We start from the raw sequence: 13,924 nt of genomic DNA, 5'->3' as shown, positions 1-13,924 counted from the left end.
TTAAGCCGGCATTCGCCTGTGCTTCCGCCTCAGCGATATCCGCATTGCTGCAGCTGCGCCTCGTAACGCAGCGCCATGTTGGCGGAGCGGCGGGCAGCCTTCTGGACGGCGGAATTGTTGCGCCAGCTGCCCTTGGCATAACCGGCATGGCCGGAATAATAAGCGAGGTAGAGATTATAGGGGTCGTTCAGCGAAATGCCGTTTTCGCGCCGGCTCTTGGCATGATACCAGCCGACGAAGTGGATGGCATCGGTGAAGTCGGTGCGGCTTGCCGACCAGCGGCCGGTTTCACGCTGGTAAACGCTCCATGTGCCGTCCAGCGCCTGCGCATAACCATACGCGCTCGACTGGCGTGTCCAGGGAATGAAGCCGAGAAGCTTGGTGCGCGGCGGGCGCGCATAGGGGCGGAAGGCGGATTCGGTATAGATCGTCGCCATCATGACAGGCACGGGCACGCCGAATTCGCGCTCGGCCGCGCGGGCATCGCGCCGCCAGTTGTTGAAGATGCCGTTCCGCTGCTCGAAAATCGCACAGGCATTGGTCACCTGCGACGGTGCGGTGGCGCAGCCGGCCAGAACGAGCATCAGAAAAACTACGGCAAATACGCCACGCATAACGGAACCCTTTCGTTCCGCCATTTTTAAATTGCTAACCATTAACGCCGGGTTTTAAGACAAGGTTAATTCAAATGCCGCCGATCAGGGGTTTGTTAACCCGTTGAAAAGTCCTGTGTTCAGGATGAGGCGAAACCGTCTGCCCCGCTCTTCCCCGTGCCCTTTTCGAGAGGCGGACGTCCCCGCGCATCCCCGGTCCGGCCGGACCGCCTATACTTGCCCCATTCCGGTCATCGAGCGTGCGCGCGGCGCAAGGTGGGCGGGGCAGGCGGCCAAGACCGGGGAGTTTCCCGATGTCACGGTTGAGGCGGCCGGCATATGTCCATCCTCCAAACAGGAACCGGTTTGGCGGGCGGATCATATGGTGAAACCGGGGCCGCATCGTCTGCAAAACCCTGCATTACCCTTCAATACCTCCGCAGCGATGCGGCCCATCTATCGCTTCTCGACGCCGCTCCGGAATTCGGGGCGGTGATATCGGCGCATATTCGAAAAAAAGCGCCCGCTGTACAAAAATGAAAACCGATAAAATTGTAGCAATCGGCTTAAAGCGGCCGAAAACAGTCCTGTGCCATTGTGGGATCACAGACGGAGAGCGGCCCTTGAAAAGAGACGCTTCCAGAAAACAGAAATCGAGACCGGCACAAGCCGGCGGATCGCCAAACGGGGTATGAAATGCTGAAGAAGATTATTGCTGCCGCCATCTGCGGAATTGCCGTCGCTTCCATGTCCACCCACGCCGATGCGGCCGGTGCTGCCGGTTTTGCCCGCGCATTTGCCGCCGTCGAGAAGTCTGCGGTGACGCAGATCGGTGTTTCGGCACCGGGCGGTTTCGATGGCTGCGTTCTTTCCGCCGGCCAATGCGTCTCCACCATCGCCGCGCCGCTGACCGGTGAGCGCCGCGAGGAACTGCTGCGCGTCAACCGCCATGTGAACGCCACCATGGGCGCGCTCGATGATTATTTTTCCGGTTTTGCAACCGATGTTCCGGCAACACCTTCGGCAAGCCTTGGCGATTGCGGTGACTGCGCCGCCATCAAGCGCACGGCGCTGGCCGGTGCCGGCTGGTCTTCGAGCGCACTGCGCCTTGCCTTTTCGCTGAACAATGACGGATCGCTCGAAAAAGTGCTTATTGTCACCACCGACAAGGGCGACATCGTTCTCGGCAATGCCGTCTTGTCTCCGGCTGAGCGCGAAACCGCGCTTTAAGCCCATCTTTTCATGCCTGCCAGACTGCGCCGGTTTTCCTGACCCTGTTGGTTCAGGAAGCCGGCGATTTTTTTCGTTCGGCCACGGCAATGCCCGCCAGCGCCATGACGAGTGCCATGATCTGGTAGGTGTGCAGGGTTTCGCTGAGGACGACAACGGACAGCAAGGTGCCGAAGACCGGCACGAGGTTGATGAAGAGGCCGGCGCGGTTGGCGCCGATCTGCTCCACGCCCTTGATGTACAGGATCTGTGCGATGAGCGACGCAAAAATGGCCGCATAGACCACCAGCACCCAGCCCTTCTGATCCGGCCAGACGACGCTGTTTCGCGACATTTCCCAGAAGACCAGCGGCACCGAGGTGAGGAGGGCGAAAAAGGCGGGGATGGCCATCAGCGTGCGCCAGTCGACGGCGGGTTTCCAGCGCAGGATGACGGTGTAGATGGCATAGACCAGCACGGCGAGCAGCATGACGGCGTCGCCGACATTCATTTCCAGTTGCAGCAGCGAGACCGGATCGCCATGCGAGGCGAGCAGCGCCACCCCTGATATGGTGAGGCAGAAGCCGGCGATCTGGCCGAACAGCACGCGGGTGCGGAACAGGATGAAGTTCAGGACGAAGATGACCATGGGAATGCCGGCCTGGATGACGGCGGCATTGATGGCCGAGGTGTGCTGCAGGGCCGTGTAGAGAAACACGTTGAAGGCGGTGTAACCGACGCTGCCGAGCACGAGGAAATAGGGCAGGCGCTTTTTCACCACCGGCCAGTCCCTGATGAGCTGCGGCACGGAAATGGCGAAGATGATGGCGACGGCGAAGACCCAGCGCAGGAAGGTGAAGGCCATGGGGCTGATGTGGCCGACGGCCAGCTTGCCGGCAACGGTGTTGCCGCCCCAGCAGAGCGTGGCGATGATGAGGGCAATATAGGCTTTCGAAGGCACGCTGATGTTTCGCTTCTTCACGGGGCGGGAAAACGGAGAGGGGTGAGCGGCGGCCTTGCGCCCGCGCCTGGCCCCCACGGGGCGAGATAATGCGGGAAATCCGCGCCTTGTCACGGAAAAAGCAAAATTCTCCATAAGAAACAGGGTCGCTTTCCGTAAAACAACACAGTATACATTCGCGGGTTTGGGTTTCCCATCGGGTTATCGGGCGCGCAAGCGCCATGAGCAGGAAAGCAAGAAATGACGAATGTTGTGGTGGTCGGCTCGCAATGGGGCGACGAAGGCAAAGGCAAGATTGTCGACTGGCTGTCCGAGCGGGCAGATGTCGTCGTGCGGTATCAGGGCGGCCACAATGCCGGCCATACGCTTGTCATCGATGGCATCAGCTACAAGCTTTCGCTTCTGCCGTCCGGCGTCGTGCGTCCCGGCAAGCTTGCGGTCATCGGCAATGGCGTTGTGGTCGATCCGCATGCGCTGATCGCCGAAATCGGTCGTCTGGAAGCGCAGGGCGTCAAGGTCACGCCGGAAAACCTGCGTATCGCCGACAATGCCACCCTCATTCTTTCGCTGCACCGTGAACTGGACGGCATGCGCGAAGACGCCGCTTCCAACAGCGGCACCAAGATCGGCACCACCCGTCGCGGCATCGGCCCGGCTTACGAAGACAAGGTTGGCCGCCGCGCCATCCGCGTCATGGATCTCGCCGACATGGAGGCGCTTTCCGCCAAGGTCGACCGTATCCTCACGCATCACAATGCGCTTCGCCGTGGTTTCGGCGCCGCCGAAGTTTCGCATGAGACGATCATGGAAGAGCTGGGCTCGATTGCCGAGCGCATCCTGCCGTTCAGCGAAACCGTCTGGCTGCTGCTCGACAAGAAGCGCCGCGCCGGTGCGCGCATCCTGTTTGAAGGCGCTCAGGGCTCGCTGCTCGATATCGACCACGGCACATATCCCTATGTGACCTCTTCCAACACGGTTGCCGGCCAGGCCGCCGCCGGTTCCGGCATGGGTCCGGGTTCGCTGGGTTACATTCTCGGCATCACCAAGGCTTACACCACCCGCGTCGGCGAAGGTCCGTTCCCGACCGAGCTGAATGACGAGATCGGCCAGTTCCTGGGCGAAAAGGGTCATGAATTCGGCACCGTCACCGGCCGCAAGCGCCGCTGCGGCTGGTTTGACGCCGCACTGGTGCGCCAGTCGGTCGCCACCAACGGCATTACCGGCATCGCACTCACCAAGCTCGACGTGCTTGACGGTCTCGATGAGCTGAAAATCTGCGTCGGCTACAAGCTTGACGGGCAGGAAATCGACCATCTTCCGGCCAGCCAGGGCGCGCAGGCGCGGGTCGAGCCGATCTACATCACGCTGGAAGGCTGGAAGGAATCTACCGTCGGTGCCCGAAAATGGGCGGATTTGCCTGCTCAGGCAATCAAATATGTCCGTCAGGTCGAGGAATTGATCGGGGCGCCTGTCGCGCTTCTGTCGACAAGTCCGGAGCGTGACGACACCATACTTGTGACTGATCCGTTTGAGGATTAATGTCCTCGGCGATCTAGATTCATAAACCATATCGGGCCGGTACGTCGCCGGTCACGACGAGAAAGTGCTTATGGCGGATTTTGTAGCAGTCATTCGCAAGGCCGTGGATGGCTTGGCGAACAATACTCCCGAAAACCGGGCGAAGGTTTACGACAAGGCGCGCAGTGCGGTTGTGCGCCAACTCGAGAATATGAAGCCACGTCCGCCGGAAGAATTGTTGCGTCGGCAGATCGCCAAGCTGGACGCCGCCATTGCCGAGGTGGATAGCGAATATGCCGAGGCGCTTCCGGCACTGGAGGAGGATGAGGAATTCTCCTCCGCAGCCGAAGAGGCTGCGGCACCTTACCCTCAGCACGAGATCGACGAGGACCGAGCGGACCACGCCGCCGAGCCGGCGGACGAGGAGCCTGCGCGGGCCGAGGCTGAAGAGCCCGAGCCGGTTCATGAGGAACCCGCCGCGGAAGAACCACGCCACGAGACGCCCGTTTCCACTGTTCCGGAGCAGGACGAAGAGGTTCACGAGGAGCAGCGCGACGAACGGCATTACGAAGAGCGCGAGCCGGAAGAGCTTTATGAGGCACCTGCGGCTCCGGTCGCTCCTGCCGTTGCCGACGAAACGCACGGAACCTATTTCACCCGTGCGGAGGAAGAGCCGGCCTATCGTTCGGCGGATGAGCACGACCGCGAATTCGAGACCGCGCCGCCCGAAGAGGATGCTTCCGTTCCCGCCCATTGGGCAAAGCCCGTGGAAGAGGACGACTGGCGCAAGCTTGAAGAAACGCAGGCCGACGATGTGCGCCCCGCCGACGACTATGCCGACGTGCGTGCCGAGACGGACGAGCGCCCGCTGGTTGCCGGTTATGCCGCGCAGCATTATCAGGAACCGGCGGTGAATTTCGAGCCGGAGAAGCGCGAGACGGATGACCGGTTCGGCCATGCGGCTGCGGTGGAGCACGATCCGGTCTTCGGCGCTCAGGATGATTTTTCCGAGCCGCGCCAGACGGACGATGCGAGCCAGAAAAAGCCGGCCGTCGTCGAGGATTTCTCGTCCTATTTCCAGGATACGGATATCGCCATTCCTGCAAAGGATGCACCGGCGCTGCCGCGCGCCGACAATGATCCCTTCGGGGATCAGGCATCGGCCAAGGACAACAAGGAACGCACGCCCTGGGACGATCTGGACGAGCTGATCGGTTACGACGGCGCGTCGTCGGCCAGCCGGGCCGGTGCGGACGAAACGCCGGCGGTTGGCGCCGGTGCTGCGACGCCCGCCTATATGGTCAAGAAGAAGCCGCGCCGTAACTATGCGTCGCTGGTGCTTGCCCTTGTCGGCGCCGGGCTTCTGGCGGGCGGCGGTTATGCGCTGTGGATGAACCGCGATGCCTTGAACGACATGGTCGGCGGACTGGTGCAATCGGCGCAGAATGGCGGCGAGACGCAGACGCCTCCGGCCAATACTCCTGGGGGTGAGGCGCAGACATCGACGCCGCCGGCAACCCAGCAGCCGCCAGCCAACGGCCAGCAGCAGCCGGTCAATCCGGCCAACCACCAGACGCCGACGCATAGTGACGACGGTTCCGTCACCGGCACGAAGTTCACGCAGCGGCTGCTGGCTGACGGCACCGAGCGTGACGAAGGACCAGCGCCGGGCGCAAACGGCCAGCCCGTCACCGCCGAAGGCCAGTCGGTCTATGAACAGAACGTCGCGCCGCCGCCTGCGGGTGAGGCTCCGGCCAATAATGCCGCTACTCCGGCCGGCACGCCGCCGGCGCAGCAGCCTGCCGCCGCCGCGACTGGCGACCGCATGTTCCTTTACGAGGAAGTGCTGGGCCAGACGGTTCCGACCGCCATCCAGGGCAGCGTTTCCTGGTCGCTGCAGCAGGAAAATGACGCGGAAGGCAAGCCGTCTCCGACCGTTCAGGGCCAGATCACCGTTCCCGGCCGTGGCCTCAGCGCGCTGATCACCTTCAAGCGCAACACCGATCCGTCGCTGCCGGCAAGCCACCTGATCGAGATCGTCTTCTCGGTTTCGCCCGGCTTCGAAGGCGGCGCGATCGACAGCGTCCAGCGTATCGCGATGAAGAGCACCGAGCAGGATCGCGGCAACGCGCTGATCGCGGTTCCGGCCAAGATCACCGACGATTTCCACATGATCGCGCTCAACGACTTCCCGGATGCGATGAAGACCAATCTGGAGCTTCTGAAGAGCCGCAACTGGATCGATATTCCGGTGTCATACCGCAACGGCCGCCGTGCGCTTCTGACCCTGCAAAAGGGCAATGACGGCATTGCCGCCTTCGACAAGGCGCTCAGCGAATGGGCGGCGGCGGCGCCTGCTGCCGGCGGTCAATAAGGATTGAAAGGGCGGCTCGGGTCGCCCTTTTCGTTATATGGCTACGGCGGTGTCTTTGCGTTTGCCGGGTGATGGGTGGGTTAGTTGGTGCTGGTGGGTGTGGCTCACCCCCTCTGCCCTGCCGGGCATCTCCCCCACAAGGGGGGAGATCGATATGCCGCGAGGTCTCGACCAACTCAACGGTCGAGGATGAAGCGGCGGTAGAGCGTCTTGCCGATCTCCCTCCTTGTGGGGGAGATGCCCGGCAGGGCAGAGGGGGTAAGCGGCATCCCCCGAAGCATGGATATTTTTCCTGCCGGTTTTCCTCCAGCGCAATCGCCGGTCTCGGATGGCAGGCCATTTCCAGTCGTCAGCCTTTTACCAACAAAAAATCCCCGGCCGAGGGCCGAGGATGATCCATGGCACGGACGCAAAACCGCTCCGCACTTTCGCTGGATATGCTTTACGCATCCACCACGCGCAACGCGCGCGCAGCTTCAAGCGCTTCCTTCTGCACGGCTTCCTGCACCTTCTCGAAGGCGCGCACCTCGATCTGGCGCACGCGTTCGCGGCTGATGTCGAACTCGGAGGAGAGCTCTTCCAGCGTCACCGGATCTTCGGCAAGGCGACGGGCCTCGAAGATGCGGCGTTCGCGATCGTTCAGCACGCCCATGGCCTTGGCCAGCATGCGGCGGCGGGTTTCCAGCTCGTCCTGTTCGATCAGCACGTCTTCCTGGCTGTCATGGTCATCCACCAGCCAGTCCTGCCATTGGCCGGATTCGCCTTCCGACGCCTTGATCGGCGCATTCAGCGAGGCGTCGCCATGCAGGCGGCGGTTCATCGAGACGACTTCTTCTTCCGAGACCTGCAGCTTCGTCGCGATTTCCTTGACGTGCTCCGGCTTCAGATCGCCGTCATCGATCGCCTGGATACGGCCTTTCAGCCGGCGCAGGTTGAAGAACAGGCGCTTCTGGTTGGCGGTCGTGCCCATCTTCACCAGCGACCACGAGCGCAGGATATATTCCTGGATCGAGGCCTTGATCCACCACATGGCATAGGTGGCGAGGCGGAAACCGCGTTCCGGATCGAATTTCTTGACCGCCTGCATCAGGCCGACATTGCCTTCCGACACGACTTCGCCGATCGGCAGGCCATAACCACGGTAACCCATGGCGATCTTGGCGACGAGACGCAGATGGCTGGTGACGAGCTTATGGGCGGCGTCGCGGTCGCCATGCTCGGCGTAACGCTTGCCAAGCATGTATTCTTCCTGCGGCTCCAGCATCGGAAATTTGCGGATGTCGTCGAGATATCTATTGAGACCGGCTTCGCCGGCGGTAATCGTAGGCAAACTATTGCGGGCCATAAAGCACCCCCTTATCTATGGTCTGGAACGGCACCCTCTTTGGATTGGCGATCACCCGCCGGAGGCACACCGTAAGCTGCGGGTCGTTACCGACCCCGCACGAACCCATGTGACAGATATGTACGCACCCGCCGCGTTTCAAGCGAACGCTGCGTTCACACATACGTTATGTTCCGGTCACACCTTCTCTGACCTGTTTAACTTTCGAACGGTAGATTCGTTCCGAAAAACCGCCGAGGCCGGAACGCACCATCAGCTCATACATGACCCTTCGGCGCATGGGATTGTGCAGGCGCACCACCTTTGAGCCGAGGAACTGCGTCTCGACATGGGAAAGCGCCTGCAAATCAGGATCTTCGGCAATCGCACCGGCATAGGTGGCGTGAAATTCCCGGCGGCAGACATAGGTCTTGTATTTGGTCATGCCAAAGCAGACGAGGCTGTGGCCATGGGTGCGCAGAAAATCGGCAACGCCCACCGTCACCTCCGGCCAGGCCGGGTTGAAGGTGTCGTCGAAGACGATGATGCCGTGCGGGGCGATCACCTCCATCGCCAGTTTCGCATCGGCCAGCACGTGATGCAGATGGTGGCCGCCATCGATGCTGAAGAAGCGCGCGGGGCCGATGCGCGAGGTGATGTCGGCGGGTGCCAGCCGGGTGCTGTCGCCCCTGATGATCAGCCCTTCATCCATGGCGAAACCCATCCGGCGACCGTTTTCCATCAGACGTTCATATTGGTCGAGGCTGCCATCTTCGGGCGGATCGAGATCGAAGAGATCGACGCCCAGCACCTTTTCCTGCCTCCCGGCGAATTTGCGCAGCAGGAAATAGGAGCGACCGTAATAAACGCCGATTTCCGCCATGCCGCCCTGGAGGCCGCTTTTTGTCTGGGCCTGCAACAGCGCCTTGAAGACGAGCGCATCGGGCGGGTCGATATAGCCTTCGACGCTGCGCAACTCCTGAAAGATAAACCGGCGGTCTTCGATATTCATGCGATAGATCCCGTCATCATGCCGGTTCCGTTCGGGGGCGGATCGAACGAATGGCGTCCCTGCGGTTTTATTTGGCAGGCTTGAAATCGCCTCGGTTTAATGGCGGCGATTTCAGGCTTTGCGGGGCCGAGGAGGTGTGACGATTGAAGCGAAATTGGGGCGGTCTACAAAAAGGACCGACTGCGGAATATCGCTATCCGCTAATCTTTTTTTATTATCGGGGGCTTCGGGTAAAATGCATGGCGCAGTTTTTTTGACTGCGCCATACAGGTTTTCAGCCGCGCAGGGCGGCGGTCAGTGTCTGCATGTCATCCGGCAGGTCGGTTTCGAACTCCATCACCTCGCCGGTGCGGGGGTGTTCGAAGGCGAGCAGATAGGCATGCAGCGCCTGACGCGGAAAGCCGCGGACGGTGCTTTTTGCCGGTTCTTCGAGAAGGTTCGCCTTGGTGCGGAAGGCCGCGCCATATTCGGGATCGCCGATCAGCGGATGGCCGATATGGGCCATGTGCACGCGGATCTGGTGGGTGCGGCCGGTTTCCAGCCGGCATTCCACCATCGAGGCGAGGCAGGTGGCATCCGGTCGTTCATGGTAACGCTCCATCACCTCGTAATGGGTGATCGCCTCGCGGGCATCGTCCGAATCCTCGTGCTTGACGGCGCGTTTGGTGCGGTCGGTGCTGCGGCCAAGTGCGGCGTCGATGGTGCCGCGCAGGGTGCGCGGGCGACCCCAGACGACGGCCTTGTAGGCGCGCTCCAGCGGGCCGGTGCGGCCATGGTCGGCAAATTGCGCGGCGAGATGGCGGTGGGCATTGTCGTTCTTCGCCACGACCATGACACCGGAGGTTTCCTTGTCCAGCCGGTGCACGATGCCCGGCCGCCTGACGCCGCCAATGCCGGAGAGGCTGTCGCCGCAATGGTGGATGAGGGCGTTGACCAGCGTGCCGGTCCAGTTGCCGGCGCCCGGATGCACGACGAGGCCGGCGGGCTTGACCAGCACGATCAGGTCTTCATCCTCATATTCCACGTCGAGCGGAATGTCCTCGCCCTTGGGTTCCGGGTCTTCCGGCTCGGGCATGGTGATTTCGATGCGGTCCTTCGGATGCACCTTCTTTTTCGGCTCCGTCACCGGTTGGCCGTTGATGGAAACAGCGCCCTGTTCGATCAGCGCCTTCAGCCGGCTGCGGGAGAAGTCACCGCCCACTTCGCCCACCAGCCAGGAATCGAGGCGGCCTTCGGCGTCTTCGCCGGCAATCAGGACTTTCCTTGCGTCTCCGCCTTGTTTAAAGGGGTCGTTCATTCTTATTTTTCCGATCCATCAGCATTTCAGGGAACCCGATGACGCAGATCGAGCAAGACGAACAGGAAGACAAGCCGCTTGATCCGGCCATGGAAAAAGTTCGCCGCAAGATGATCCGTTTGCAGATCGTGTCGGGCTCCGTGATGTTTATCAGCCTTATGGCTGTCTTCGGTGCGGTTGTCTACAAGGCGATGGGGCCGTCGAAGGCCGTTCAGACGCAGAGCGAAGCGCCGAACCTTGCCGTTCCCACGGGTAACGGGCCGCTTGCCGTCACCGCCAGCCTGCCGCAGGGCTTCGTGATCGACAATGTCAGCTATTCCGGCGGCGACATGCTGTTTTACGGCCGGCTCGCCAACGGCACCCGCAAGGCGCTGGTCTTCAACGTCGCGGCCGGCCGGTTCCTCGCCGATGTGACGGTCGATGGCCAGTGACGCCAATAACCTGCTGGACGGGCGGGCGCTGATCCCGGTCGAGGACCCGGCCGATCCGCGCATCGCCGCCTTTCGCGATATTCGCGAGCGCGACCTGACCGGGCGTCAGGGCCGCTTCATTGCCGAAGGAACGGTGGTGCTGCGCATGCTGGCCGCCGCCCATAAAGCGGGCGGCGCCTTTGCGGCCGAGAGCATCCTCATCCTCAGAAACCGGCTTTCCGGTGTCGCGGATATCCTTGCCGATTTCCCTGATGATGTTCCCGTTTATGTGGCCGAAGCGCCGGTGCTGGATGGTATTGTCGGTTTTCACCTGCATCGCGGCATCCTGGCGCTCGGGCGACGGGTTCACGATCGCGGGCTGGAGGAGATGACGGCGGCACTTCCGGCCTCGTCGCTGGTGCTTGTCGGCTGCGGCATTTCCAATCACGATAATCTCGGGGCGATGTTCCGCAATGCGGCGGCTTTTTATGCCGATGCGGTGCTGCTGGACGAGACCTCGTGCGACCCGCTCTATCGCAAGGCGCTGCGCGTTTCCGTCGGCTCTGTCCTGTCGGTTCCCTGGCATCGCGGCGGCGGGGCGGTGGTGATGCTGGAGCGGCTTTCCGAGGCCGGTTTTGCGATCTGGAGCCTTTCGCCGAATGGCGAAACCGAGATCCGCGATATTCCCCGATCCGAGCGCATGGCGCTTGTCATCGGCACGGAAGGCGAGGGGTTGCCGCAATCGGTGCTGTCGCGGTTTCATACCGCACGGATCGCGCAGTCGCCGCAGCTCGACAGCTTGAATGCGGGCACGGCTTCGGGGCTGGCGCTTTATCAGATGGCAGGGGCGATCGGGCGGGTATGATGCCGCGGCGTATGCGGCTTACCCCCCTCTGCCCTGCCGGGCATCTCCCCCTCAAGGGGGGAGATCGACAAGCGGCTGCGTCTCGCCTCTTTCGACGTTTGCGAATGGAGCGGTGGTAGGGCCTCCTGCCGATCTCCCCCCTTGAGGGGGAGATGCCCGGCAGGGCAGAGGGGGGTAAGCCGCGCCCTCAGTGCTTCCGCTTCTCCATCACCACCTTCGCCTGCTTCGCAAGGCTCTCCCGCCCCGATGAGCCGGAGGCCTTGGCGAGCAGCTCCGGAATGGGCGATTTCTCGCCTTCCCGTGCAGCGGTGAGCGCGATCATCTCGGCGGCGATCCTTGCGATTTCGCGGCGGATCGGCTCGTCATTGCCGGTGCCGCGCACGTTCAGCAGGCGTTCGGTAAGCGCCGTGCCCTGATTGCGGATATCCTCGATTTCCTGCTCCAGACCTTGCGACGCCGCTGGCTCCGTCACGACCGGGGGGGCTGGCTCCTCTGCGGCCATCGCCGGTGCCGCCTCTTCTTCGGCGGCGGGTGCGGTTTCAAGCGCGGCGGCTGGGGCAGGGGTCGTCGGTTGCGATGGGCTAACCGCTTTCTCGACCGGCACGGCCGGGTTCGGCAGGCGGATGATCATGTCGTTCTCGCGGCCGCCGGCTGCGGCAAGCTGTTCCCTGAGGCGGGCGGCTTCCTGATTGCGCAGCGTCAGCATGGTGTCGAGATCGGCATTTTTCGCCATGAGGGTGGCGACCTGTTCTTCCAGCCGGGCGACCTTGCGGCTTTCGCGCGCAACGGCGCTCATCGCCTCCTTGTTGCGGGCCGCCACATCCTGCAATTCGCGGCTGGCGGTCTCGCCTTCCTTGCGGAAGCGCGTGGCGCTCTGTTTCGCCTGCTCGGCCTCCAGATCGCGCGTGGCGGCGAGGATTTTCGAATCGTCCAGTTCGCGGGTGAGATTGGTCAGGCGGGCGGTAAGGTCGGCCATCTGGCTGGCGCGCTCGTTTGCGGCCTGTTCCTGCTGCGTAAGGCTTGCCGCAATTGTGCCGGCGCGTTCCTCGCTGGCATCGAGGCCGGTGCGCAACTCGCCGATTTCCAGCGTCATTTCCTCGATCTTCAGCGACAGGCTGCGGTTCTGTTCGCCGAGACGATAGGCATCGCTGGAAGCGGCTTCGTTGGCGAGGCGCAGCGAGGTGTTCTTTTCCCGTTCCGTTTCCAGTTCCTGCCGGACCTTGGCGTTTTCGGCGGCGTAAAGCGCGCGCGCCATGTCCTTCTGGGCGCGGACTTCCTGCGGGCTGATGGGCATCGTCGCGCGCAGGCGGTTTTCCGTATAGGCGACGATGCGGCGGTGGATCGCGGGTGCGATCAACAGGGCCAGCAGGGTTGCGGTGAGAAAACCCAATCCGAAAAGAATGGCATATTCGATCACGCGGGACAGTCTCCGAAACTCAGATACGCGCGCATTCGGAAAGAGGAGCGCGAAAGCACGTTACGCTATTCTTGCAACCGTGGGGAGGGGTCTCCCGGCAATTGCACAGGCGGTGTCAGTGTCGCCTGTTTCTTCTCCCCGAGGGGGAGAAGTCCGCGGCAGCGGGATGAGGGGGTAACGGTCGAGATATGCAGAGAGCTAGCCCCCTCATCCGACCCTTCGGACCACCTTCTCCCCGGCGGGGAGAAGAAACCTGCCGCAATCTCTCGTCCTATATGCCACCGCTGGCTCCGCTGCACCTTGACTTCAGCGAATCAGAAGGGGTTCCAGGTCGGCTGCTGGGTGAGCTTCAGATAACCGACATTGATGCCGAGGCGCGCGCCGATGCCGGTGCGGATGGGAGCGAGCGTCACATCGCTGCTTTTCAGATAGGTCATGCCGACACCGGCGACGATGAAGGCGGAGCCGCTGACGCCGCCATAACGGCGGTAAAGCGCATCGACGGAAGGCAGGTTGTAAACGAGCATCATGGCGCGGGTGCCCTGGCCGCCATAATCCAGCCCGAGCGACGGGCCCTGCCAGAAGACGGGGTGCTGGCCGGCATTCTTGGTGTAAAGCGTGCCTTCGCCATAGGTGAGGCCCGCGACGAAGGCGCCGGAGCCTTCCTGGCCTAGAATATAACCGTTCGGAAGACCGTATTGCTGGAAGGCGCGCTCCACCACCTTGGCGAGGCCGCCGGTGGTTTCACCGAAGAATCCGTGGCCTGCATCCACGACTTCCTGGAAAGAATATTGATCGCTGTTCTGGGCCGCGGCCGGTGCGACCCACATCAGGAGGCTCGCAAGGAGCGCGAAAATCTTTCCCAGTCCGAGGCGTGCAATGGTGCGGGTTTTCGTAAGGCGCATCGTCATGTCCGTCCGTCTGTTTCGTTAGCGCATCGGTTC

The 13,924-nt window shown here is 62.3% G+C and carries 12 protein-coding genes; 5 read left to right on the top strand and 7 right to left on the bottom strand.

The genetic code is table 11. From position 1 onward, the window contains the following. Positions 1 to 29 precede the first annotated feature (29 nt). Positions 30 to 614 (bottom strand): transglycosylase SLT domain-containing protein, encoded by a 585-nt coding sequence (locus N434_RS04490; protein ID WP_065114078.1) that lies wholly within the window; start codon positions 612 to 614, stop codon positions 30 to 32. 675 nt (positions 615 to 1,289) lie between these two features. Between N434_RS04490 and N434_RS04480 the strand changes: the two genes are divergently transcribed. Continuing rightward, positions 1,290 to 1,823, top strand: a complete 534-nt coding sequence (locus N434_RS04480) for a transglutaminase-like cysteine peptidase (RefSeq protein WP_110756303.1) — start codon at positions 1,290 to 1,292, stop codon at positions 1,821 to 1,823. A gap of 52 nt (positions 1,824 to 1,875) precedes the next feature. On the opposite strand, the gene N434_RS04475 is transcribed toward N434_RS04480, so the two are convergent. Further along, complete coding sequence (locus tag N434_RS04475; protein ID WP_065116046.1) at positions 1,876 to 2,763, bottom strand: DMT family transporter; 888 nt, start codon at positions 2,761 to 2,763, stop codon at positions 1,876 to 1,878. Between the two features lie 240 nt (positions 2,764 to 3,003). Here N434_RS04475 and N434_RS04470 point away from each other — a divergent pair, with 240 nt between their 5' ends. Then, positions 3,004 to 4,302: an adenylosuccinate synthase gene (locus N434_RS04470; protein ID WP_065114076.1), complete on the top strand. Its 1,299-nt coding sequence runs from the start codon at positions 3,004 to 3,006 to the stop codon at positions 4,300 to 4,302. Between the two features lie 70 nt (positions 4,303 to 4,372). Beyond that, entirely contained in the window at positions 4,373 to 6,655 is a 2,283-nt protein-coding gene (locus tag N434_RS04465; RefSeq protein ID WP_181423873.1) for a hypothetical protein, read from the top strand. Positions 6,656 to 7,097: 442 nt separating this feature from the next. Here N434_RS04465 and rpoH read toward each other — a convergent pair whose 3' ends face one another. The 3 genes from rpoH to N434_RS04445 all read right to left on the bottom strand — a co-directional run bounded on the left by rpoH (position 7,098) and on the right by N434_RS04445 (position 10,288). Further along, positions 7,098 to 8,000 (bottom strand): RNA polymerase sigma factor RpoH, encoded by a 903-nt coding sequence (gene rpoH, locus N434_RS04455; protein WP_065114074.1) that lies wholly within the window; start codon positions 7,998 to 8,000, stop codon positions 7,098 to 7,100. A 166-nt stretch (positions 8,001 to 8,166) separates the two neighbouring features. Beyond that, positions 8,167 to 8,991: a class I SAM-dependent methyltransferase gene (locus N434_RS04450; protein ID WP_110756299.1), complete on the bottom strand. Its 825-nt coding sequence runs from the start codon at positions 8,989 to 8,991 to the stop codon at positions 8,167 to 8,169. A 274-nt stretch (positions 8,992 to 9,265) separates the two neighbouring features. After that, positions 9,266 to 10,288, bottom strand: coding sequence for an RluA family pseudouridine synthase (locus N434_RS04445; protein ID WP_110756298.1), 1,023 nt, complete (start codon positions 10,286 to 10,288; stop codon positions 9,266 to 9,268). Between the two features lie 38 nt (positions 10,289 to 10,326). Here N434_RS04445 and N434_RS04440 point away from each other — a divergent pair, with 38 nt between their 5' ends. Together N434_RS04440 and N434_RS04435 are read left to right on the top strand one after the other, a co-directional pair. Then, positions 10,327 to 10,719 (top strand): hypothetical protein, encoded by a 393-nt coding sequence (locus tag N434_RS04440; protein WP_059754555.1) that lies wholly within the window; start codon positions 10,327 to 10,329, stop codon positions 10,717 to 10,719. Further along, entirely contained in the window at positions 10,709 to 11,563 is an 855-nt protein-coding gene (locus N434_RS04435) for a TrmH family RNA methyltransferase (RefSeq protein WP_110756296.1), read from the top strand. The genes N434_RS04440 and N434_RS04435 overlap by 11 nt, the downstream gene beginning before the upstream one ends. A gap of 187 nt (positions 11,564 to 11,750) precedes the next feature. Here the strand turns inward: N434_RS04435 and N434_RS04425 are convergent, their stop codons facing one another. Both N434_RS04425 and N434_RS04420 read right to left on the bottom strand, forming a co-directional pair. After that, positions 11,751 to 12,980, bottom strand: a complete 1,230-nt coding sequence (locus N434_RS04425; protein ID WP_110756293.1) for a coiled-coil domain-containing protein — start codon at positions 12,978 to 12,980, stop codon at positions 11,751 to 11,753. Positions 12,981 to 13,294: 314 nt separating this feature from the next. Further along, complete coding sequence (locus tag N434_RS04420) at positions 13,295 to 13,891, bottom strand: DUF1134 domain-containing protein (protein WP_065114069.1); 597 nt, start codon at positions 13,889 to 13,891, stop codon at positions 13,295 to 13,297. Between the last annotated feature and the right edge of the window lie 33 nt (positions 13,892 to 13,924).

It is taken from the genome of Rhizobium sp. UGM030330-04 (assembly GCF_003208455.1).
GTDB lineage: Bacteria > Pseudomonadota > Alphaproteobacteria > Rhizobiales > Rhizobiaceae > Agrobacterium > Agrobacterium rhizogenes_A.
Note: the sequence above shows the minus strand (reverse complement) of the source record. Positions and strands in the feature narration are given on the sequence as shown.